This window comes from Methylomarinum vadi (assembly GCF_000733935.1).
GTDB classification, from domain to species: domain Bacteria; phylum Pseudomonadota; class Gammaproteobacteria; order Methylococcales; family Methylomonadaceae; genus Methylomarinum; species Methylomarinum vadi.
Genome location: NZ_JPON01000001.1, coordinates 4,033,173 through 4,055,546 on the forward strand (window position 1 = coordinate 4,033,173; position 22,374 = coordinate 4,055,546).

Annotated in this window: 21 protein-coding genes and 1 pseudogene; 12 read left to right on the top strand and 10 right to left on the bottom strand. The window is 54.8% G+C overall.

Annotated features, from left to right (window positions below; all coding sequences use genetic code 11):
• The first annotated feature begins 14 nt into the window (after window positions 1-14).
• The 3 genes from EP25_RS0120035 (at window position 15) to EP25_RS0120045 (ending at window position 3,263) form a co-directional block, all read left to right on the top strand.
• Window positions 15-1,841 (top strand): Na/Pi cotransporter family protein, encoded by a 1,827-nt coding sequence (locus EP25_RS0120035; protein WP_031435501.1) that lies wholly within the window; start codon window positions 15-17, stop codon window positions 1,839-1,841.
• Entirely contained in the window at window positions 1,828-2,067 is a 240-nt protein-coding gene (locus tag EP25_RS0120040) for a hypothetical protein (protein WP_031435502.1), read from the top strand. The genes EP25_RS0120035 and EP25_RS0120040 overlap by 14 nt, the downstream gene beginning before the upstream one ends.
• A gap of 86 nt (window positions 2,068-2,153) precedes the next feature.
• Entirely contained in the window at window positions 2,154-3,263 is a 1,110-nt protein-coding gene (locus tag EP25_RS0120045) for a DUF6765 family protein (RefSeq protein ID WP_031435503.1), read from the top strand.
• A gap of 27 nt (window positions 3,264-3,290) precedes the next feature.
• Here the strand turns inward: EP25_RS0120045 and EP25_RS0120050 are convergent, their stop codons facing one another.
• Window positions 3,291-4,121: an aspartate-alanine antiporter-like transporter gene (locus EP25_RS0120050; protein ID WP_051906936.1), complete on the bottom strand. Its 831-nt coding sequence runs from the start codon at window positions 4,119-4,121 to the stop codon at window positions 3,291-3,293.
• An 82-nt stretch (window positions 4,122-4,203) separates the two neighbouring features.
• Between EP25_RS0120050 and tnpA (EP25_RS0120055) the strand changes: the two genes are divergently transcribed.
• Window positions 4,204-4,635 (top strand): IS200/IS605 family transposase, encoded by a 432-nt coding sequence (gene tnpA, locus EP25_RS0120055; RefSeq protein ID WP_031432165.1) that lies wholly within the window; start codon window positions 4,204-4,206, stop codon window positions 4,633-4,635.
• Window positions 4,636-4,710: 75 nt separating this feature from the next.
• Here tnpA (EP25_RS0120055) and EP25_RS0120060 read toward each other — a convergent pair whose 3' ends face one another.
• Window positions 4,711-5,526, bottom strand: coding sequence for an aspartate-alanine antiporter-like transporter (locus EP25_RS0120060; protein ID WP_051906937.1), 816 nt, complete (start codon window positions 5,524-5,526; stop codon window positions 4,711-4,713).
• A 226-nt stretch (window positions 5,527-5,752) separates the two neighbouring features.
• Between EP25_RS0120060 and EP25_RS0120065 the strand changes: the two genes are divergently transcribed.
• Complete coding sequence (locus tag EP25_RS0120065; protein ID WP_031435506.1) at window positions 5,753-6,547, top strand: undecaprenyl-diphosphate phosphatase; 795 nt, start codon at window positions 5,753-5,755, stop codon at window positions 6,545-6,547.
• Here EP25_RS0120065 and EP25_RS0120070 read toward each other — a convergent pair.
• Window positions 6,506-7,075: a Smr/MutS family protein gene (locus tag EP25_RS0120070; protein WP_031435507.1), complete on the bottom strand. Its 570-nt coding sequence runs from the start codon at window positions 7,073-7,075 to the stop codon at window positions 6,506-6,508. The genes EP25_RS0120065 and EP25_RS0120070 overlap by 42 nt on opposite strands.
• A 63-nt stretch (window positions 7,076-7,138) precedes the next feature.
• On the opposite strand from EP25_RS0120070, the gene surE reads away from it, so the two are divergent.
• The 4 genes from surE to EP25_RS0120090 are packed head-to-tail and all read left to right on the top strand — an operon-like array spanning window position 7,139 to window position 11,919.
• Window positions 7,139-7,894, top strand: a complete 756-nt coding sequence (gene surE, locus EP25_RS0120075; protein WP_031435508.1) for a 5'/3'-nucleotidase SurE — start codon at window positions 7,139-7,141, stop codon at window positions 7,892-7,894.
• Window positions 7,894-8,553 carry a protein-L-isoaspartate(D-aspartate) O-methyltransferase gene (locus tag EP25_RS0120080; protein ID WP_031435509.1) on the top strand — a complete coding sequence of 220 codons (660 nt, stop codon included), beginning with the start codon at window positions 7,894-7,896 and terminating at the stop codon, window positions 8,551-8,553. The genes surE and EP25_RS0120080 overlap by 1 nt, the downstream gene beginning before the upstream one ends.
• Before the next feature lie 2 nt (window positions 8,554-8,555).
• Complete coding sequence (locus EP25_RS0120085) at window positions 8,556-9,140, top strand: YqaA family protein (RefSeq protein WP_200875060.1); 585 nt, start codon at window positions 8,556-8,558, stop codon at window positions 9,138-9,140.
• Window positions 9,141-9,180: 40 nt separating this feature from the next.
• On the top strand, window positions 9,181-11,919 hold the full coding sequence (locus EP25_RS0120090) for an Hsp70 family protein (RefSeq protein ID WP_031435511.1): 2,739 nt from the start codon (window positions 9,181-9,183) through the stop codon (window positions 11,917-11,919).
• Between the two features lie 148 nt (window positions 11,920-12,067).
• Here the strand turns inward: EP25_RS0120090 and EP25_RS0120095 are convergent, their stop codons facing one another.
• The 3 genes from EP25_RS0120095 to EP25_RS0120105 are packed head-to-tail and all read right to left on the bottom strand — an operon-like array spanning window position 12,068 to window position 16,675.
• A complete protein-coding gene (locus EP25_RS0120095) occupies window positions 12,068-13,396 on the bottom strand; it encodes a sulfate adenylyltransferase subunit 1 (RefSeq protein ID WP_051906938.1) in 1,329 nt (442 codons plus the stop codon).
• Window positions 13,396-14,370, bottom strand: a complete 975-nt coding sequence (gene cysD, locus EP25_RS0120100) for a sulfate adenylyltransferase subunit CysD (protein ID WP_084191117.1) — start codon at window positions 14,368-14,370, stop codon at window positions 13,396-13,398. The genes EP25_RS0120095 and cysD overlap by 1 nt, the downstream gene beginning before the upstream one ends.
• A gap of 1 nt (window position 14,371) precedes the next feature.
• Window positions 14,372-16,675, bottom strand: coding sequence for a YbcC family protein (locus tag EP25_RS0120105; protein WP_084191118.1), 2,304 nt, complete (start codon window positions 16,673-16,675; stop codon window positions 14,372-14,374).
• A 72-nt stretch (window positions 16,676-16,747) separates the two neighbouring features.
• Between EP25_RS0120105 and tnpA (EP25_RS0120110) the strand changes: the two are divergent.
• A pseudogene (gene tnpA, locus EP25_RS0120110) lies at window positions 16,748-17,179 on the top strand (IS200/IS605 family transposase).
• Between the two features lie 10 nt (window positions 17,180-17,189).
• Here the strand turns inward: tnpA (EP25_RS0120110) and EP25_RS0120120 are convergent.
• Both EP25_RS0120120 and EP25_RS0120125 read right to left on the bottom strand, forming a co-directional pair.
• A complete protein-coding gene (locus EP25_RS0120120; RefSeq protein ID WP_031435515.1) occupies window positions 17,190-17,537 on the bottom strand; it encodes a putative inorganic carbon transporter subunit DabA in 348 nt (115 codons plus the stop codon).
• Between the two features lie 134 nt (window positions 17,538-17,671).
• On the bottom strand, window positions 17,672-19,285 hold the full coding sequence (locus EP25_RS0120125) for a proton-conducting transporter transmembrane domain-containing protein (protein WP_031435516.1): 1,614 nt from the start codon (window positions 19,283-19,285) through the stop codon (window positions 17,672-17,674).
• Between the two features lie 225 nt (window positions 19,286-19,510).
• Here EP25_RS0120125 and EP25_RS0120130 point away from each other — a divergent pair, with 225 nt between their 5' ends.
• On the top strand, window positions 19,511-20,416 hold the full coding sequence (locus EP25_RS0120130) for a LysR family transcriptional regulator (RefSeq protein WP_031435517.1): 906 nt from the start codon (window positions 19,511-19,513) through the stop codon (window positions 20,414-20,416).
• 217 nt (window positions 20,417-20,633) lie between these two features.
• Here EP25_RS0120130 and greB read toward each other — a convergent pair whose 3' ends face one another.
• Window positions 20,634-21,128: a transcription elongation factor GreB gene (gene greB, locus EP25_RS0120135; protein ID WP_031435518.1), complete on the bottom strand. Its 495-nt coding sequence runs from the start codon at window positions 21,126-21,128 to the stop codon at window positions 20,634-20,636.
• Window positions 21,129-21,189: 61 nt separating this feature from the next.
• Between greB and EP25_RS0120140 the strand changes: the two genes are divergently transcribed.
• Complete coding sequence (locus EP25_RS0120140) at window positions 21,190-21,666, top strand: FKBP-type peptidyl-prolyl cis-trans isomerase (RefSeq protein WP_031435519.1); 477 nt, start codon at window positions 21,190-21,192, stop codon at window positions 21,664-21,666.
• Here EP25_RS0120140 and EP25_RS0120145 read toward each other — a convergent pair.
• Window positions 21,660-22,370 (bottom strand): ABC transporter permease, encoded by a 711-nt coding sequence (locus tag EP25_RS0120145; protein ID WP_031435520.1) that lies wholly within the window; start codon window positions 22,368-22,370, stop codon window positions 21,660-21,662. The two genes, EP25_RS0120140 and EP25_RS0120145, sit on opposite strands and share 7 nt — an antisense overlap.
• Window positions 22,371-22,374: the final 4 nt, after the last annotated feature.

Sequence of the window (22,374 nt, forward strand, 5' to 3'; positions counted from 1 at the left end):
CGAGGATTGGGGGTATGTTCAAACGCGGCGTCTATTTGTTGTTTTTAGGACTGTTGGCTGTGGGGTTCTGGCTGAGCGCCGATTTCAAAACCATTGTTGCCGGTATCGCCATATTTTTGTTTGGCATGTTGTCGCTGCAAAAAGGATTTAAATTTTTTACCGGCGGCGTCCTGGAAAAAATCCTGCGTTCGGTGACCGACAATGTGCTGAAGCGATTGTTGTTCGGCATCACGACCACGACCCTGATGCAATCCAGTTCTTTGCTGTCGTTGTTGGTCATTTCCTTCATCAGCGCCGGCTTGCTCGATTTGGCGGCCGGCATCGGCATCATCTTCGGCGCAAATCTCGGTACGACGACCGGCGCCTGGTTGGTGGCTGGCTTCGGCCTGAAGGTCAACATTTCCTCCTATGCCTTACCGTTGTTGACCTTCGGTGTCTTGTTGCAATTCAATAAATCCATGAGTTTGCAGGGACTGGGGCATGTTTTGATTGGGTTGGGATTTTTGTTTCTGGGTATCCATTACATGAAGGAAGGTTTCGATGCCTTTAAAGACCATATCGACCTGGCGCAGTATGCGATGGGTGGCAAACGCGGGCTGTTGGTGTTTGTGCTGCTGGGTATCGCCGTTACCGTGATCATACAGGCGAGCGGGGCGACCATGGTGCTGATCATTACCGCCTTGGCCGCCCAGCAAATCACCTATGAAAATTCGCTGGCATTGGCTATCGGTTCCAATGTGGGGACGACGATCACCGCCGTGCTCGGTTCATTCAGCGCTAATATCAAAGGCAAGCGCCTGGCGGGAGCCCATGTGTTATTTAATGTATTCACCGGCGCTTTGGCTATCGTCTTGCTGGACCAATTCGTCTGGCTGGTCGACCGGTTTTGTGGGTACGCCGGTATCGACAGCCATGACTATACGTTGAAACTGGCGAGCTTCCATACTTTATTCAATCTGGCTGGTGTCATTGTCATGTTACCGTTGGCTGGATTGATGGCGAAGTTTTTGGAAAAGGTGATGCGGGAAAAAAAGGCCGCTGTCGAACAACCGCGTTTTTTAACGCCATCGGCATTGCAGTTCCCGGATACGGCGGTGGAGTCGGTGCAACAGGAAACGCTCCATTTGTATGAAAATTCCTCACACATCATTTTGAAGGTCATTGGCTTGCATCGGCGCGATGTGTATTCCGAGCAGGATCTGCATGAAATTATCGGTAAATATAAGCGGATCGGCGAATACGATATCGATGAGGCCTACAATCGCACGGTTAAAGGCCTGTACAGCGCCATCATCGAGTTTATCAGTCAGGCCAGGTTTACCTGGGAGTTAAAGCAGTCGGGACGACTTCATTGGTTGCGGGAAGCCAATTTGAAACTGGTGGAGGCGGTTAAGGGCGTTAAACACCTGCAAAAAAATTTGCTCAAAAGCAGCCATTCCTACAACCATAATTTGATCGAGGAATATGGCCGGATTCGTTATCAGATTGCCTTGGTGATCCGGGAGTTGGACAGAATCAAAAACAGTGAATTCGCGGATGAATTGCCGCTATTATCGCTGGATATGTTGAAAGGCACGATCAAGGATCAGCGCCGCATCGCCATCGAAACCATAGAAAACCTGATTCGCGAGCATAAGATCAGCGCCGACGAGGGGACGTCGTTATTGAATGACAATGCCTATGTCTACGATATCCAGGCCAATCTGGTAAGCATGGCGCAAACCGTTTTTGTCGATTACGCGACCAAGTCGGTTAAGGCCGAGCAGGCTTTGGCCTTGAGCGACCATGAGTTGCTCGAAGTCATTAACCCCAAACCGGATGAAAACTATGAACAAAATTAAACTGTTGAGTCTATTGCAGGATTTTTTCAACGCCGATGAAAAGGAAAAAAGGGATAAAGCCGTTGAAATCAGAGGGGTTATCAAAAAGCTGAAAAACAAACATCGTAAAACGACCAAAATGCTCAACGAGTGCAGGGACGAGGAGCTCAAGAAGGCGTTGCGCATGGAAGCGGATATCATCCAGGCCCAGATTGAAAAGGGCATAGAGGTATTAAAACAGCTATGAGGCGTAGGCATACGGAACAGAACCAGAATCGAGCTGGGAAAGGCCGCGAAAGAATGCCAGTACAATAACCATTAGGGGGGGAAACCATGCAAGAAGATATGCATTATTATGGCACTTATGCCATGGCCCGAGCAGCCGGCTTAGCCGTCAAACATGCCCGGGTGATCGCCTATGCGGCGCAATACGTCGATGATGCGACCGCCAATAATAGCGAACAACACGACGATGGCGGCATGCTACAGGCCATTGCCACCGCCCACACAAACGCCCAGGCCATTAGAAACGCCAAACGGGATTTGACCGAACAGCGCAACGTTTGGGTGCCGTTCCATTTTTATCCGGGCAACGTCGGAGAGAGCTTGTCGGAAAAACTGCAGTGCCAAAAAGACGGCCAATTGGCTCGGATCATGGTTAACAACCACATAGAACACGCCGTCTCGGTCAAGGAGGAATACGGCCTGGCATTGATGGGGGTGATGGCGCATGTCTATGCCGATACTTTCGCCCATTACGGTTTTTCCGGGGTCAGTTCCACGCGTAACAAGGTGAGGGGGGATTCCTTTCAACTCGATGTCCAAAGCGAAGACATGAAGGTTTACCTCGAGACTAAATACAGCAAGTTCCTGAAAAAGTACTTGCCCAGCTTTCTGGTGTATAACTGGCGGCGCATAGCCAGTGAAACCGCCGAGGACGCGGTCGGTGCCTTGGGCCACGGCGGGGTCGCCACCTTCCCGGACCGGCCCTTTTTGAAATGGCGCTTTACCTACGAAAAAAACAATAGGGATTCCGGTTGGCGCGATAATCCCGCAACCTATCTGGAAGGCGCGGAAAAGCTGCATGACGCGTTCAGCCGGTTTGCCGGGCAAGCCGGAATTCGGGCGAAATCGGTCGATTTTGCCCAGATAAAAGGCAAAGTCTCGGCCATCATCCGCTTGGAAGCGGATATGCAAGGGCGTATCGCGGCATGGAAGCAGGCCATTCTGAATCAGGAACTGTTCGAAACCGATCCCCAGGAGCAGCATGCTCTGAGCTACACTGCGCACGATTGGGAACAACAAAAGCTGCAATTTCCCATGCTGCCGAATTCTCAAACGGTCGTTGGGCAGGAGGTTTATCGTTTCCATCAGGCCGCCGTGTATCACCGCGACTATACGATGAAACAATTATTGCCGAGGCACGGCATCGTGGTGTTATGACCCAGGCTTGTCCAAAATGGCCGTTTTTTACATAAACAATAAAATCATCAACTGGGCCGAGATGATTCTTAAAATCATGACCAACGGATAGACCGTAGCATAGGCGATGGAGACGGCCGCCGACGGGTTGAAGCTGTTGGCGAATGCCAGCGCCGGAGGGTCGGTCATGCTGCCGGCCAGCAGGCCGCAGATGGAGAGGAAATTGACGCGAAAATAGAGTCTCGCGACCAGCGCCACGATCAATAGCGGCAGCAAGGTAATCAGCACGGCGACGCCCAGCCATTTCAGGCCGTCGCCTTCGATCAGCGTGGCCAGGAACTGGTCGCCGGCATTCAGGCCCACGCAAGCCAGAAACAGGACGATGCCGATATCCTTCAAAATGATATTGGAGCTTTTCGGCATGTGCCAGGTCATCGTTCCCCAACTGTCGACGCGGCTGAGAAAAATGGCGATGATCAGCGGACCGCCGGCCAGGCCCAGTTTGACGGCGGACGGTACGCCGGGAATATACACTGGGATATTGCCCAAAATAACGCCCAGCGTGATGCCGATAAAGATCGGCATGACTTGAGGGTGATCGATTTGCTCCAAGGAGTTGCCGAGGACTTTTTCGATGTTGGTTAACGCCTCGCGGGAGCCGACCACGTGCAGTTCGTCGCCGAAATGGATGCGAGTCGATTTGCTTGGAATCAATTCTATTTCGGGGCGTTGTATCCTGGAAATGGTGACCGCGTAATAGGTTCGCAGCTCGGCGATGGTTTTGCCGATGGCTTCCTTGTTGGTGACGACGAAACGCTGCAGAAACAAGTTACTGGAAGTCTCGTTAAGGTCGAGCGGCGAATCCGGACCGATCAGCATTTTTAATTATCCATCATAAGGTTTAAACCACCGGCTTTAGCCGGTCAGCTTTAGCTGCGATAATTTGCCCAAGGAGGTGGCGATGGACTATAGATACGGCAGCCATACGGTTTACCAAATTGAGTATCATTTTGTTTGGGTTACGAAGTATCGTTATAAAGTGCTGAAGGATGAAATAGCCGAACGAGTGAGAGACTTGGTGCGGCAGACATGCGAAGCCTTTGAGATACGGATTATCAAAGGTGTCGTGAGCAAAGATCATGTGCACATTTTGGTGAGTGCGCCGCCGACTATGGCCCCAAGCGAAATCATGAGGCGAATCAAGGGACGAACTTCGAGCTATCTGTTCGAAGAGTTCCCGCACTTGAAAAAGCGATATTGGGGTCGACATTTTTGGGCCCGCGGTTATTTTTGCGCCACAGTGGGGCAAATGACTGATGAGATGATAAAGCAATATTTGGAGCATCACTTTGAACCTAATCCAAACGATAATTTCAAAATGGAGCCCGACTAAGACGCGTCGTTTAGTCGACGCGTATCCGGACTTTCAGTCCGTTATTGGAACCCACCCGCTTGAGCGGGTGGTTGTTTAGTTGTCGATGTTTTCCGGATTGCCGACCACGCGAATCGAATCGCCTTTTTGCAGCACGGTTTCATTGGTGACGATAGTGACTTGATTGTCATGGGCGATGCGGGTGACTATAGCGTCCATCGCATCGAAAAAAGGAATTTGTGCGATCGTCAGGCCATTCAGATTAGGATTTTCGATAATCAGGTCCTTGGCGATGTGTTTGCTGGTCGAGCTCTTTTGCTGTTTTTTGAAGTCGGCCGCTTCACCGGCGACATCGATGGAAAAAACTTGTTTGACGATCAGCATCGACAGGATGATGCCGACGACGCCGAAAGGGTAGGCGACGGCATAACCCAGGCCGGGCTGTTTCAGCGTATTGGCGTCGACGTCGGGAACTTGGCCAAGGATTTCCTGGGCGGTGGCCAGCGAAGGGGTGTTGGTGGTGGCGCCGGAAAACAGGCCGACCGCGACCGGAATTTCTATCCCGGCATAGTGGCTGGCCATGACGGCGATCAGCGCCCCCATCAGCACGATGCTAGCGGCCATGATATTGAGGCGCACGCCGTAATTGAGGAAAGAATTGACGAATCCCGGACCGACTTGCAGGCCGATGGCGTATACGAACAGAATTAGGCCGAATTCGCGGACGAAATGCATTAGGTGGCCGTCCAAGGTGATGCCAAAATGGCTGAAAGCGATGCCGGAAAACAACACGCCGGCGATGCCCAGTTTCAGTTTTAACAGTGGGATCTCCCCGAGGGCCAGGCCGGAAGAGATTACCAGGCTCAGGATCAGCACGGTGTAGGAAATTGAATGCGGGTCGAACCAGTCCATTTTTTGTCCAGAAGTGCATTGTCGCGGGCGCGAACGTTATCGTTTGGGCGGCGAAAAACTCTATTGTATGTGATCGCCGCCGAGATTTCAGTTTCCAACCGATAAACAATGTTGTTCCCAAAGCGAGCGGAAGACTGACAAGGTGTTATTATTGCGCGCCGTTATCCATTAAAATGGCGTGCTTTTGCACGCCGTCAGCGCATTTTCTACCTTATATACAATTACTATGGACATCATTCAAGCAATAGCGCTCGCTTTACTCCAAGGTCTCACCGAGTTTTTACCGATTTCCAGTTCGGCCCATTTGATTCTGTTGCCGGTGATTTCCGGTTGGCAGGACCAGGGTTTGGTCTTCGATGTCGCGGTGCATGTCGGCACCTTGTCCGCGGTGGTCGCCTACTATCGCCGTGATTTGGCGCAAATTCTCTCGGCCTGGTTTGGTTCGCTATTCGGCAAGGGGTTGAATGATGACGCCAAATTGGCCTGGTATGTCGGACTCGGAACCATTCCGGTCGGCCTGGTCGGCATTGCCTTGCCCGATTCGGTGACCGAAGCCTTGCGCGCGCCCCTGGTGATCGCCGCGGCCACGATCGTTTTCGCCTTGCTGTTATGGTGGGCCGAGAAACGGGCCAAAGAGCAGCGCAGCCAGATTAGCTTGCTGGATGCGGTGCTGGTCGGTTTGTTTCAGGCTATCGCGTTGATCCCCGGCACGTCGCGCTCGGGTATCACCATTACGGCGGGGTTGATCACCGGTTTACGGCGGGAGCAGGCGGCCCGTTTTTCCTTTTTGCTGTCCATTCCGGTCATCGCTCTGGCCGGCATGCTGCATGTCATCGAGCTATACCAAAGTCAGGAACCGGTGCAATGGGACTTGATCGCGCTGGGCGCAGCGGTTTCCGGCGTGGTGGCCTATCTCACCATCGGTTGGTTTTTGCGCTTGTTGGCCAAGATCGGCGTGATGCCTTTCGTTTATTACCGCTTAGTACTCGGTGTCGTATTGTTCGCCGTATTTCTCCGCTAACTTCAATAGCACGAACACGGCGCCGGTGCCCCCGTCCTTGGGCGGCGCCGAACAGAATGCCAATACGTCCTTGTGCTGGCGTAGCCATAAGTTGATTTCGTTTTTCAGCACCGGCAGGCTATCGGGGGAACGGTAGCCCTTGCCATGAATGATATGCACGCAACGGCAGCCGTTTTCGAGGCAATGATGGAGAAAATTTAACAGTCGCAGCTTGGCTTCGTGGGTGCCGAGGCCGTGCAGATCGATGTCGGCATCCAGGCCGAAGTAACCTTTGCGTAGCTTTTTCAATACGTTCTTCTGCAGGCCCGGAACGAGGAAACTTAGTTTGTCTTCATTGCTGAGGATTTCCAGCGGCGCTACGAGTGTTTTTTGCAACGGGTTGTCCCGCTCCAATTCTCTGGTTTTCGGACGGGGCGGGGGCTTTTTTGCCGGTTTCAGTACCACGTTGTCTTTTTTGACGGGCTGGACTTTACCGATGGTTTGTCTGAATAATTCGGAATCCTCCGCAGAAAGTATTTTTTTTGCCACGCTAGCTGAATTTATCCTGGAATATTTGCTAATATGGCGGATTTTATAGTGTTTTAGAATCGCATGCACATCTTAATCAGTAATGACGACGGTTATCTGGCGCAGGGACTCGTCACGTTGGCCGAGTCATTGTCCCGTTATGCCGACGTTTCCGTCGTTGCCCCCGATAGAAACCGCAGCGCGGCCAGCAATTCCTTGACCCTGGAAACGCCGCTCAGGGCGATCCAATCCGAAAACGGTTTCATCCGCGTCGATGGGACACCGACCGATTGCGTGCATTTGGCTATCACCGGTCTGTTGGCCGATGAGCCGGACATGGTGTTTGCCGGCATCAATCATGGCGCCAATCTGGGCGATGACGTTCTATATTCGGGCACCGTCGCGGCGGCCACCGAAGGACGCTTTCTCGGCCTGCCTGCGGTCGCGGTCTCTTTGGCCGCCAGCGACCCGAAGCATTTCGATACCGCCGCCCATGTTGCCGTCACGCTGATGAAAAAAATCGTCAAGCATCCCTTGCCGAAGGATACGTTGTTGAATGTCAATGTGCCGGATATTCCGATTGCCGAATTGCAGGGGTATCAATCCACCCGCTTGGGGCAACGCCACCGCGCGGAAGGCATGATTAAGGCTAGTGACCCGCGCGGACGCGACATTTATTGGGTCGGCCCGGCCGGCAGCGAGCAAGACGCCGGGCCGGGAACGGATTTTTTCGCGATCAATAACGGTTATGTGTCGGTAACGCCGCTGCAACTGGACCTGACCCGTTACGAGCGCATCGATACCCTGGGGCATTGGCTGGAGTTGGAGGATGAGACATGATGAACCAACGCCTGATGGGCATCGGTATGACTTCGCGCAGGACCCGCGAACGCATGGTCAGGCGCCTGCATGACCAGGGTATCAGGGATACCAAGGTCTTGAACGTCATGGCCGAAACGCCCCGGCATATTTTTGTCGACGAAGCTTTAGCCAGCCGCTCCTATGAAGATACGGCCTTGCCGATCGGCCATAACCAAACGATTTCCCAGCCCTATATCGTGGCCCGGATGACCGAGTTGTTGCTGCAAAAGGGCCCGTTGCACAAGGTGTTGGAAATCGGCACGGGCTGCGGCTATCAAACCGCCATTCTGGCGCAACTGGTCGACAGGGTTTATACGGTCGAACGCATCGGGCCGCTGCTGAAAAAGGCCAGGGATCACCTGTGGGAGTTGAAATTGAAAAACGTCAGTTATTTGCACAGCGACGGCGGTTGGGGCTGGCCCGATAACGCGCCTTTCGACGGCATCCTGGCCGCCGCCGCGCCGCAGGAAATACCGGAAACGCTGTTGCAACAAATGGCGCCGGGCGGCGTCATGGTGATTCCGGTCGGGCAGGGACAGCGCCAGGAATTGCATCGGATCACCTATAGCGACAAGGGATTTGAAGACGAAGTGTTGGAACGGGTCAGTTTCGTTCCCTTCTTATCGGGGACCAGTTGACCATGTTTCAGAAACTTTACGATAAGGCCCTGGTTTGGTCCAGGCATCGTCATGCCGCCAAATATCTGGCCGTGCTGAGCTTTGCCGAATCGTCTTTTTTTCCAATTCCGCCGGACGTGATGCTGGCACCGATGTCGTTGTCCCAGCCCGCCAGGGCATGGCGCTTGGCGTTATTGACCACGCTGGCCTCGACCCTCGGCGGTATGTTGGGATTTGCCATCGGTTATTTCATGTTCGACAGCATCTCGCCCTGGTTGCAGCAAAGCCGATACTGGGAAAAATACCTGTTGGCGGAAAACTGGTTCCAGCAATGGGGGGTATGGGCCGTGTTCGTCGCCGGCTTTTCGCCGATTCCCTACAAGGTCTTCACCATTGCCGCCGGGGCCTTGCAGATGTTGTTTCTGCCCTTTGTCGCGGCTTCCTTCGTCGGCCGCGGCGCGCGCTTCTTTCTGTTGGCATTGTTGATCGCAGCCGGCGGCGAACGTTTGGAGTCGGGCCTGCGCCGCTATATGGACAGGATAGGATGGGCCGTCGTCGCCATCGTCGCGATTGGCGCCATTGTTTATAAATTCGGTGGGTTTTCTTAATCATCGCTATTCAAGTGGAACAACCTAAGCAAGTAGTACCGTGGATAAACAAGCTCAATATCTAGTCGGAATCGATCTGGGGACGACCCATACTGCCGTCGCCTATAGCCGCGCCGACCTGGCTGCGCATGAAATCGATATTTTCGCTATCGATCAGCTGGTGGCGCCGGGACAGGTGGCGCCGAGATCGCTGTTGCCGTCCGTGCGCTATCACCCCGCCGAGGGCGAGTTGAGCGAGGACGACATCCGCTTTTCGCCGGCCGGTGACAAGGCCGTCGTCGGCGAGGCCGCCCGGCTGCTGGGTGCGAAAACCCAGGGACGTCTGGTGACCAGCGCCAAGAGCTGGCTGTCTCATCCGGCAGTCGATCATGGTGCCGCCATTCTGCCGTGGGGCAGCGCCGAGGAGATCGACAAAGTATCGCCCTTGGACGCCAGCGCTAGTTATCTGGCCCATGTCCGTAACGTTTGGCGGCATCGCTTTCCCGACGCCCCTTTAGAAGAACAGGATATCGTCATCACCGTGCCTGCTTCGTTCGACGAGGCGGCCAGATCGTTGACTTTGGAAGCCGCTCGCATTGCCGGCTTGGCCGATGTCCGGTTGCTCGAAGAACCGCAGGCGGTTTGTTACGACTGGCTGCGCCGGCACGCCGGGAATATCCGCCAGGCATTGGCCGATGTGCATTTGCTGCTGGTTTGCGATGTCGGCGGCGGCACCACGGACCTGACCCTGATCAAGGTCGAGCCCGGCGAAAAAGAGCCGAAATTGACCCGGATCGGGGTCGGCGACCATTTGATGCTAGGCGGCGATAATATCGACCTGGCCTTGGCGCGCCTGGCGGAAGGGCGCTTGAATCCAGGCGAGAAAAAATTGTCGACGGCCGATTTTTCCCAATTAATCGAGCAATGCCGCATCGCCAAAGAGCAACTACTGGCCGACGACGCGCCGGAGCAGGTCAACGTGACGCTGTTGGGAGGCGGCTCCCGTCTGATCGGCGGCAGCCGGACCACATCATTGACACGGGATGAAGTCAGAAATATCGCGCTGGACGGTTTTTTCCCGTTGTCCGCTATCGATGAATTGCCGGACAAAAAGCGAAGCGGGGTGGTCGAGTTCGGTTTGCCGTACGCGGCGGAACCGGCCGTCAGCAAACATATCGCCGCTTTTTTGCATATGCACGGCAATGCGGCCAAGGAGGCCCTAGGCAAGGACAGCATCGCGCCGGATGCGTTGCTGCTGAATGGCGGGGTATTTCGCAGTCAGCCGTTGACGCAACGGGTCATTGATCTGCTCAACAGTTGGAGCGACAAATCGCCGAAGTTGCTGGAAAACAACCATCCGGAATTGGCGGTGGCCTACGGCGCCGTCAGCTATGCGGTGGCGCGCCGGGAAAAAAACATTCGTATCGGCGGCGGTTCCGCGCGCAGCTATTTTTTACTGATCGAAAGCGGTAAGCAACAGCAGCAGGGCGTTTGTATCCTGCCGAAAGGCAGCGAAGAAGGCAACGAAATTCGCCTGAGCGGGCAACAATTCGCCTTACGGGTAGGGCAGCCGGTCCGTTTTCATCTGGTTTCCCACAGCGGCGACGGCGATTACCGGCCCGGACAATTGGTCGACGTCGACGATGACTATTTCCATTCTCTGCCGCCTTTGGCCGTGGCTTTCGAGGGTGAGGACAAAGCCGAAGTGGCGGTGCAGTTGGTGGCAACGCATACCGAAATCGGCACATTGCAGATTCAATGCGTTGCAATAGCCGATGAAAATCGTCGCTGGGATGTCGAATTTCAGCTGCGTAAAAAAGGAGTCGCCGCAAGCGGCGATGTCGAGCTGCCGCCCCAGTTCGAGCAGGCGGCCGAGAATATTCAGCGGGTGTTCGGAGCCAAATCCAAACAGGTAAATCCCAAGGCGGTCAAAAGCCTGCGCGCCGATCTGGAGAAAGCGCTGGGCATGGGGCGGGCAGAGTGGGATACGCCATTATTGCGAGCCCTGTTCGCGGTATTGCTGGACGGCCTGAAGAACCGGCGCCGTTCGGAGAACCATGAAAGGGTCTGGCTCAGCCTGACCGGTTTCTGCCTGCGTCCCGGCTTCGGTTATCCGCTGGACGATTGGCGTGTCGATCAATTATGGAAAACCTACCAACAGGGCATCCAGTTCGTCAACGAACAGCAGAACTGGAGCGAGTGGTGGACGCTGTGGCGGCGTATCGCCGGCGGCCTCGACACAGAGGCCCAGCAGCGGCTGTTGAAAGATATCGCCAAATTCCTTAATCCGGCTGCGGCCCGGCAGGCAGGGGTGGCCAAACAAATCAAGACAAGGGGCTACGAGGATATGGTGCGCCTGGCCGGCGTATTGGAACGCCTGCCGGTCGAGAAAAAGACTGAATTGGGGGGATGGCTGCTGAAACGCCTGCAAAAGGCCAGCGAACCGCAGCAAACCTGGTGGGCGGTGGGGCGTATCGGTTCGCGGGTGCCTTTTCACGGCAGTAGCCATAATGTCGTTCCCGCCACTACCGTGTCAGTGTGGTTGGAGCAATTGTTAACCGTCGATTGGAAGAAAGTGCCGCAGGCCGGTTTCGCCGCAACCATGATCGCGCGCAACAGCGGCGACCGTGCGCGCGATATCGATGACGACATGCGCGAACAAGTGCTCGACAAAATGCGCTCGAGCAAGCTGCCGTCCTCATGGATCGCCATGGTCGAGGAATTCACGCAGTTGGATGAACAACAGGAGAAGCAAATCTATGGCGAAGCGCTTCCGCCGGGTTTAAAGTTAATCGGTTGAGTCTTCATCATTACCACGGCATTGTTTGCCGTGCGAAGATATTATCTTTTACCCCCTTCTTAAGAAACCTGCCGAGTAATGAACGCAGACTCCGATTTGTCATTGTCTTCGATTATTCGACAGTGAATAAAGCGCGCTTTATTCGCGTTTAACTAACAATGACCCCGCCGGCCACGGTGGCATGGGTACTGGCGTCGATGACGATGAAACTTCCCGTTATCCGGTTGTCGGCATAAAGATCGACAAACAGCGGCTGCTGCAATTTGATGCGCACCCGCAGTATGTCGTTCATCGCCGCCGTTTCAGGATGGGGTTCCGATACCAGGGAATTGACCTCGATCCGGTGCTGCAATTCGGCGAATAGGGCGTTGACCGTGCGAGTCGTATGCTTGATTAAATATTTGCGCCGGGGTTGCAGCGGCTCTTCCGCCAGCCAGCAGAGATCGGCGATGACTTCCTTGACGACCCGGGGAGGATGGTCGGGGGCGACCAGCATGTCGCCACGGGAGATATCCAGCTCGTCATCCAAGGTAATGACCACGGCGCTTTGCCCTTCCGCGCGTCCTACCTTGCGGGTGGCCGATTGCAGGCTGCGAACCCGTGCCGTGCGCCCCGACGGCAACGCCATAATAAGATCCCCTTCCTGCAGGGTGCCCGAAGCAAGGCTTCCCTGATAGCCGCGAAACTCGGCATCGATTCCGGAAGCCGATTGCTCGGCGCCATTGCCAAGCATGATCCGGGCGACCCGCTGCACCGGTAAACGCAGCGCCGAGGGACTGGATTGCCACCTGGCCGGAACCTGCTCCAAGTGCCGGAGCAATGTCGGTCCCTGATACCAGGGCATCGCAGCGCTGGCTTGCACGACATTGTCGCCACTCAGGGCCGACAGGGGGATCGCCTGAATCTTGGGATCGCCGAGTTGGCCGGCGAAGGCGTTGAAGTCATCGACGATCTGACGATAGACGCTTTCATCCCAGTCCATCAGGTCCATCTTGTTGATCGCCAGTATCCATTGTTGAATACCGAGCAGATGAGCGAGATAGGCGTGACGACGGGTTTGCGTGACCACGCCTTTACGGGCATCGACCAGTAAAATGGCCAAATCGGCGCTCGACGCCGCAGTGACCATGTTGCGGGTGTATTGTTCATGCCCCGGCGAGTCGCCGATGATGAATTTGCGCCGCTCGGTCGAAAAATAGCGATAGGCGACATCGATGGTGATGCCTTGCTCGCGTTCCGCCTGCAGGCCGTCGGTCAACAACGACAGGTCCAGTTCGCTGAGGCCGCGTTGTCGCGAATGAGCGCGGACAGCCTCCAGCTGGTCGGCCGCCACATTGTTAGTGTCGTGGAGCAAGCGGCCTATCAGGGTGCTCTTGCCGTCGTCGACGCTGCCGGCGGTGATGAAGCGCAGCAGGCCGGATGGCGCGTTGTCGGCGATTTCGTGTTGGTTGCTTGGTGCGATGGAAACGATGTTCATCAGAAATACCCCTCTTTCTTGCGTTGTTCCATGGCCGCTTCCGAGGCGCGGTCGTCCAGTCGGGTAGCGCCGCGTTCGGTGATCAGGCATTGTCGGGTTTCTTGGATAATATCGGCCAGCGTCGCAGCCGAGGATTCAATCGGCGCCGTGCAGGAAATATCGCCGACGGTGCGGAAACGGCAACTGACCGTTTCGACAACATCGCCCTCCCTGGCCGGCGTCAATGCCGTGACCGGAACCAGCAGGTCGCCGCGTCTGATCACTTCGCGGCGATGTGCGAAATACAACTCGGGCAGGGCGATGTCTTCTCGTTGAATGTATTGCCACACATCCAACTCGGTCCAGTTGGAGATCGGGAATACCCGCAAATGCTCGCCTGCATCGACCCGGGTGTTATACAGCGACCACAGTTCGGGGCGCTGGTTTTTCGGTTCCCACTGGCCGAATTCATCGCGTACGCTGACCACCCGTTCCTTGGCGCGGGATTTTTCCTCGTCGCGGCGGGCGCCGCCCAGGCAGGCGTCGAAATCCCATTCGGCGATGGCTTCCATCAGGGTCACCGATTGATGCGGGTTGCGCGATTCCAGCGCATCACGCAACCGCACCGAACCGGCGCGGATCGAATCCTCGACGCTGCGGACATGCAAACGACAGCCATAGTGTCGAGCCATCCGGTCACGGTATTCGATCACCTCCGGATAGTTGTGACCAGTATCGATGTGCAGCAGCGCGAAGCCGATCCGTTCGGGATAGTATGCCTTGTAGGCCAGATGCAGCAAGACCGCGGAATCCTTGCCGCCGGAAAACATCAGAACCGGATTACGGCACTCCGCGGCAATCTCGCGCATAATGAATATGGCTTCGGCCTCCAATAAATCCAAATGATCATCTTGCGCTTGATGCTGCCATCGATCGGAACGGTTCGCGAGTTGGGATGAACTCGCGTTCAATTGAATTGCTGTCGGGGTTTTCATGTCAATGAGCCTCCGCTGTCTCAACTTGTTGCCAAGCGCTGTTACCGAGATAGCGGTAACAGCGGCCATTGTCCGGATCGATGCGAAACAGGTGCAACCAGCGGTGGTCGACCAATTGCCGTACCGCTTCATGTTTATTCAGCACATTTTCAATCGCGAGCGCGGATGCTTCTAACAATACGGTCAGTCGTAGCGGTTCGTGGCGCAACTTCTGGCCATCGTGTACCGATTGCCAAGGCAGGCCCACCTGCAGATCGCCGCCGTTGCCCTGCAAAATACCGAAAGTGCCGACGACGTTGTGGATCACCTTGTTGCCGCTGCCGAACAGTTTGTTATTGACCGTGGATGCGTAATATTGCAGATTGATCCAGCTTGCCACGACCATCGGCGCGGTCATGATCAACTCCAGGATCGCTCCGTCCTTATCTTGCCTGGCGTCGTAATTATGCAGAAACACCCGGCCGTTGAATGTCGCCTGTTGGGTTCTTTCCCTGGGGGCGGCGATGAAGGCCGCATTGCCGGTCAAGCCCCACTCCGGGCGTACTTGCGACCAGTCGTGGCTGCGAGCGGTTATCGCTTGAGCCACATCGGCTTGATCTCGCGACGTGATTCCCAGTCCGCCCGCCCGTTCGAGGCGCGCCAGTTGTGATGCCTGGTTCAGCCAGGCGCTCAGTTGCGCCAGCTCGGCGGCGAACGCCTGCGGAGCGTTGTCCAGGTCGAACAGATGTATTTCATCGGTGGTGGTATCGTGTTGGCCGGCCACGAACCAGGTGTCGCGCGGAATGACGATGCCCTGAGCGGCCAGACCCGAACGTACTTCGCGGTCGTTCAGCGTCGCCGCCGCGACGCGCGCATTGGCTTCGCCGCTGTGGCCGCCGCAGGCGCCGCAATCGAGGCCGGAGCCGTACGGATTGTTCACCGTACTGCTGCCGTGTCCGCACAGTAACACCAGCCGCGCGAAATTGCCGGTCAAACCCATGCCTTGCAGGGCATTGCGCGCCAGCTCGATCCGTTCGCTCAACGCGATGCCGGTTTCGACCACCGCTCCCCCGGCCACCAGACGACCGCGTTGCCGATTGATCAATGGTCCGATACGGCGCACGATAGCCTTGTCCAGTCCGGCCGTACCTGGCTTTGCCACCGGTCGAGTCAGGCCGAGGGTGTCGGTAAACAATTTGATGCCGAACAGTAAACCGGCAATCTCAACATAGGAAAAACAGGATACCGCCGAGTTTTTGAATGACTTCCACAGTTTATAGAGCCGTTTCCGCAACCACCGTTTTTCCAGGATTTCACCCAATTCGGACACCGTGGCACCGGATACGCTTTCGCGGATACTGAATTTCGGCGAGATCAGGACCGGGCATTGCGAGTTGCCGCGCGGGTGCCCCAGCGGGATGTACTCGATCGGAAAACCGAAGAAACCGGCGAAACCCAATGTTTCTGATTCCGCCGAGACTGTTTCCAAGGCCCGGCGATAGACCTCGGAGCGTACGTCTATGCAAAATACCGCCTGCACAGCCTTGCGCGCAGCGGAAGCGGCGACTGTTTCGGTGGAGGCCGGCTGCAGTGTCGCCAACAATTCGCGTTGATAACCGATTTCATAGGCTAATTGGAATACGTTCAACAGTTCCAGCCGCTGATTTACCGATGTCGACGTGGCTAGAACGTCGTCCAGACTAATCCGCCAGGCCACGACGCTGTCCTCACCGAGGGCGCGGCCTAACGCATAATCGTACGCCAGACGGATCGCGAGCAGATCGGCCAAGGTTGCTTTCTCCCGGTCATGCCGGAATGTCTCGCGCATTTGATATTGAATCCAGCCGCTCCAACCCGAGACAGACATTAACTGCCGGTGTAGAAAATCAGGAAGATTTTCTTCGGGCGGGCGACAAACCTTGAGCATCTGTTGGATCGCCTCTTCGGAGTTATCCGGCAAGGTTTCGATGACAAGACGAAAATTAGCCAGACCGGCGATCTCCGGGTTGCGGTCCAGCAGGGCGACGCGCTTCCAGGCCTGATACAACGGTAGCGCTCGCCACGGCATGCGCCAGGCGGATTGGCCCTGATCGAAATAGGCGGCACACCATTTCGAGATTTCGTCGGTGATGAAGCTGGCCCAGGTCGTTCCTTGATCGGCGTCGACGAAATCGGCGAAGGTAGGTAACAACTCGGCGGATATGACCTTGTCATCTCCAGCGCACATGTCGTCCAAGGCAGCTTTGCAGCCGGCCGCGCTGGGGTCGGTTAAAACGGTCGGTTCGCTCAGTCCGATGGCTTGATTCAGATCGTCATCATTAATTATCCATCATAAGGTTTAAACCACCGGCTTTAGCCGGTCAGCTTTAGCTGCGATAATTTGCCCAAGGAGGTGGCGATGGACTATAGATACGGCAGCCATACGGTTTACCAAATTGAGTATCATTTTGTTTGGGTTACGAAGTATCGTTATAAAGTGCTGAAGGATGAAATAGCCGAACGAGTGAGAGACTTGGTGCGGCAGACATGCGAAGCCTTTGAGATACGGATTATCAAAGGTGTCGTGAGCAAAGATCATGTGCACATTTTGGTGAGTGCGCCGCCGACTATGGCCCCAAGCGAAATCATGAGGCGAATCAAGGGACGAACTTCGAGCTATCTGTTCGAAGAGTTCCCGCACTTGAAAAAGCGATATTGGGGTCGACATTTTTGAGCCCGCGGTTATTTTTGCGCCACAGTGGGGCAAATGACTGATGAGATGATAAAGCAATATTTGGAGCATCACTTTGAACCTAATCCAAACGATAATTTCAAGATGGAGCCCGACTAAGACGCGTCGTTTAGTCGACGCGTATCCGGACTTTCAGTCCGTTATTGGAACCCACCCGCTTGAGCGGGTGGTTGTTTAGTCGGCGTTTGCTGAACTGCTCGGCATAAAATTGCGCCGACATCACCATGTCGCCATGAGCGACGCGGTGCATGGTTGTACATGCCTTGTTGAAATCGAGGTCGGTCAGCCCCAGAAAAGGATTGACTGCAACAAAATGCTGCAAAGGCCATAACGGGGCGATGCGGCGGCAGGCTTGCTTGATCGCCCGTTTCAGCTCGGGGGTGGGCTGATCTACCCTATCTTTGTTCAGTCCAACGTGATTCTTTTGTAGGTGTAACAATGGGGTGGCAGAGTTCATCGTCAATTTCCTCTAATCATAAGTTTAGTATCCAGCCCTCACCGTCCTTGGGATGGCATTTAAATTAGGCACTGTATTCACCCAACCGGCCCTTTAATGACTCCGGATTCGCGGCGGCTAAAACGCCGCGGGCGTTAATGGTCTTGGCGGGCGGACGGTGAGCGCATGGACGGCTGGCTTCCTCTGTCCGGCCAAATCCGCTGTAACAATCGGTTAGCCAGGCTGCTGATGTAAAAACCGTTGTAAAAATGGACATAAGCGGCCTGCCAGACTCGGTTCGCGGCCGGCCCCGGAAACTGCACCTGTAACATCAGCACCCAAATGAAGCAGGCGAGGACCGTGGCCAGCAACAGCCAGCTGAATACGCCGCGGGCGGGCGCGACGGTCGCTATGGCATCGTTCAGCAAGTGCATGAACAATATCTGCAGGCTGAAATAGGCGACACCGGCGCCGGCCGCCAGGCCGATGCCTCGCAATATTTGAGTCAGATCGGTGTCGGTTTCCAGCGCATTCCATAGCAGATAAGTCAGTGCTATTTGTAAAATCGCCCCGAGCACGATTATCCCGGGTTCTTCCGCCAGGCTAAGGCCAAAGCCCAGGGCACAAAAATAAGTCAACAAGGAAGCGGCGAAGAAGGCCAGTAGTAACTCTCCCGGATGTCGTCCCGCGCGTGGGGCCGGTGTCCAAGACGATTTGGCAATGTCGACGATACTGCCGCTTGAGAGAAAGGCATGGGCCTTATACAGTCCATGAGCGACGATATGCAGGATTGCCGAGGAAAAGGCACCGAGGCCGCACTGCAACATCATGAAACCCATTTGTCCGATCGTGGAGAAGGCTAACGATTTTTTGATGTTGGTTTGGGTCAGCATCGCCAGTGCGCCGAACAGGGCGGTGACGGCGCCAATAACGGCGAGCAGGTTCAAAGCCGCCGGCGTCAGTACCATGACATGGCTCATTCTGACGATCAGGAAGCCGCCGGCATTGATGATGCCGGCATGCATCAATGCCGACACGGGCGTCGGCGTTTCCATGACTTCGGGTAGCCAGCTATGGAACGGAAACTGGGCCGATTTCAGAGCGGCGCCGAGTACCAGGGCAAATCCCGCCCAGGTTAGATAAGTGCCGCTCTCGTCAGCATAAGGCCAGCGATAGGCATCGGCCGCAGCGAAAATTTCACTGAAATGGAGGCTGCCGAAAGCTTGGTAGATTGCGAACATGGCCGCAATCAGGCTGATGTCGCCGAGGCGGCTGATGACGAATTTTTTATGTGCCGCGATCCGCGCTGCGGGGCGTTCCGGATAAAACAGCAGCAAGCGGTGCAGACTCAGACTGGTCGCCATCCAGGCGAGGGTAAACTGAATCAGATTGCCGGAGACCACCAGGATCAGTACCGAACCGACGGTTATCCCCAGCCATTTCTGAAAATGTCCATGACCGGGGTCGCCATCCAGGTAATTGCGCGCATAACGAATCACGATCGTACCGATGGCGGCGACCAGCACAAGCATGGTAGCGGACAGAGAGTCGAAGTAGATATCCAGGCCGGCGATGTTTTGGTCGACTCTACCGGTGTATAGGTAGCCGCTGACGGCAAACAGGCTTGCCGTCAGCGCGGCAATGGCGGCGGTGCCACCGATCCTGTTCATCGTCTGAGGATGACGGTCCGCCCAATGATTGGAAATGAATAGCAGTGCCAGCATTAGGCTGGGTCCTAAGACGACTAAGAGTGCGATTAGAGTATGCATGCGCCTTCCTCCCTTTGGGCTAACGTTAGCCAGGCTAGCAGTGGAATAAAGTGTCTGGTCTGCCCCAGTAGAACGAGTGCGGAGGCCCTGGAATGGGGGTAAAGTATTGAATAAGGCACGGAAATCTCCTTTATTAGCGAAAATTAATCTGGTCGCCATACTAGCAATCTGTTATTAATTCATCCAATATATAAAATTTAAATAATCGTTCTATTTTATTTATATATGGCCGCACTGAATTATCACCATCTGCGCTATTTCTGGATGATCGCCAACGAAAACAATCTGACTCGGGCCGCTGAAAAACTGCATGTATCGCAATCGGCGTTGAGTATTCAACTACGCCAGCTCGAGGATTCTCTGGGACAAAAACTGTTTGATCGGGAGGGAAAGCGTCTGCACTTGACCGAAGCGGGGCGAATTGCCCTGGATTATGCCAATGCCATTTTCAAGGCCGGGGATGAACTGGTCAGCCTTATGCATGGCCGTCCGGCCAGTATGCGGCAACTGCTGCGTATCGGTGCGGTATCGACGTTGTCGCGTAATTTTCAGCTGGAACTGGTGCGCTCGCTGCTGCTTCGCAGCGATATCGAGTTGGTTTTGCACTCCGGCAGCCTGCGTGAATTGCTGGCGCAAATGCATACCCATACCCTCGATCTGGTCCTGTCCAACCGTCCGATACCGCGAGACGCCGAAAATAATTGGCATTGTCATTTGCTGGATGAACAGGCCGTCAGTCTGGTCGGCAAGCCGGTCGAAGGTGAGCCAATGTTGCGCTTTCCCGAGGACTTGGCAACGATACCGCTGTTGCTACCGAGCATGGAAAGTGAAATCCGCGCCGCGTTCGATTTCCTGCTGGAGCAGGCCGGGATCAGACCACAGGTGATTGCCGAAGTCGACGATATGGCCATGCTGCGGTTGCTGGCACGCGATTCCGGGCATCTGGCGCTGGTGCCGCCGGTTGTGGTTCAGGATGAGCTACGCCAGGGGATTTTGGTCGAAAAACATCGGATCTCCGCGATTCGTGAACGTTTCTATGCCATTACCCCGAACCGCCGTTTTCCCAATGCCATGGTGCGGGAGTTATTGAAGGTGAGTAGTCGGGATAAGATCGGCAATGCTAGCGGATAAAGCTTAGTCTTCCCTATTTTATACGAACCGCAGCTCGCCTGAAGCAATGGCTATTTCCTCGGAGGTTTTGAAGATTGTTGGTAGCAGGGCGGAGTTTTGCTTCATGCAGATTGTGCATTCCCACTGATGCAGGCAATTTTGATCTCAGTTTTGCCATCATTTGGTTAAATGAGGTGCAATACATGTGCGAAGAAGATGAATTGTGTTTTTTTGCCTGTCAACGATAATCAATATCGACCACATAATAGCGCGTTTCCCGCAGTTCATTGCGGATAACGACTTCGTCGTCCAGCGTTTTTTTCAACAGGGCGCGCGCTAACGGCGAATCGAGGCTGATATAGCCTTTGCCGGAGTCGATTTCATCGGGGCCGACGATGCGGTAGGTCACTTCCGAACCGTCGGTTTTTTCCAAGGTTACCCAGGCGCCGAAAAAAATCTGCTCGCGGTTGGCCGGCAGTTCGGAAACGATGGTCAAAGATGGCAGGCGTTTTTGCAGATAGCGGATGCGCCGGTCGATTTCGCGCAGTTCTTTTTTTCGGTAGATGTATTCGGCGTTCTCGGAGCGGTCGCCTTCGGCCGCGGCGGCCGAAAGGGCGGCGGTGACGTCCTTGCGTCTTTCCCAAAGCTGTTTTAATTCATTTTCCAGGGCTCGATAGCCTTCCTGGGTGATATAAGGAGATGATTTGGGTCGAGGTGGTCGCCAACGGGACATGTAATTTATTTGTAAAACAGGTATGATAGAAAGTTTTTAGTTAAGCATTAAGGTTGTTGCCATGCAGATTACAGATAACACGGCCGTGTCTATCCATTATACATTAACCAATTCGGTCGGCGAGACACTGGACAGTTCCGTGGGCTCTGAGCCATTGGTTTATTTACACGGGGCGGGCAATATCATCTCCGGTTTGGAGGATGCATTGACTGGCAAGACGCCTGGAGACAAATTCAATGTCACGGTCGAGCCGGAAGATGCTTACGGCGAAAAACGCGCCGAGATGATTCAAGTAGTCCCCAAAAGCATGTTCGGCGATATGCCGGTGGAAGAGGGAATGCAGTTCCAAGCAGAAGTCAGCCACGGTCCCGGCATCATTACCGTCATTCATATCGATGGCGAGGAAGTGACGATCGACGGGAATCATCCGTTGGCGGGCGAGGCCCTGACCTTCGACGTTGAAGTAATGGATGTCCGGGAAGCGAGCGAGGACGAGATTGCCCACGGCCATATTCACGGCGAAGGCGGCCATCATTGATGGCTGTAGTCTTTTCTTAACAGGGACAAAAAACAAGTCGCCGTCAGCCCCGATGAAGCGAAGATCATGGCCATGACCATGATCTGGTATCTGGCGGCGATAAAAGGTGAAACGCCGGACAGAATCTGTCCGGTCATCATGCCCGGCAAAGAAACCAGGCCGACGGCCAGCAGACCGTTGATGGTCGGTATCATGGCCGTATGGAAAGCGTGATTTCGCGCTTCGACGTAGGCCGCACCATTTGCCATCTCCGCCTGAAAACGATCCGCCGCCAGACTGAGGCTGTTCATGCAACTGGCGAAAATCATGCCGGCCAATGGAATGACATAGCGGGCCTGATACCAAGGTTGTAATTCCAGCACCGTTAGGATGATGATTCCTAAGGTCGCTCCTCCTCCCGCCAGCACCGCGATGATGGCTTTCAATAACAATTTTCTCCGCTTCGACTTGATCGAGCCGAGTCCGATCCAGCAGGAAAAAAGAATCATCACCGCCAATATCGACAAGGTCACGGCAGGCGAATCGGACTTGAAGATATAATTCAACAAATAACCGATCAACAGCAATTGGGTAAGCATTCTGGCCAGGGCATAACTGGCATGGCCAAGGCCTTGCTGCCATTTAAACAGAATGACGAGCACAACCAATACCGGAACAAAGGTCAGCGCCAGATTCTGTAAGGGGATGGTTTGGATATTATTCATATAG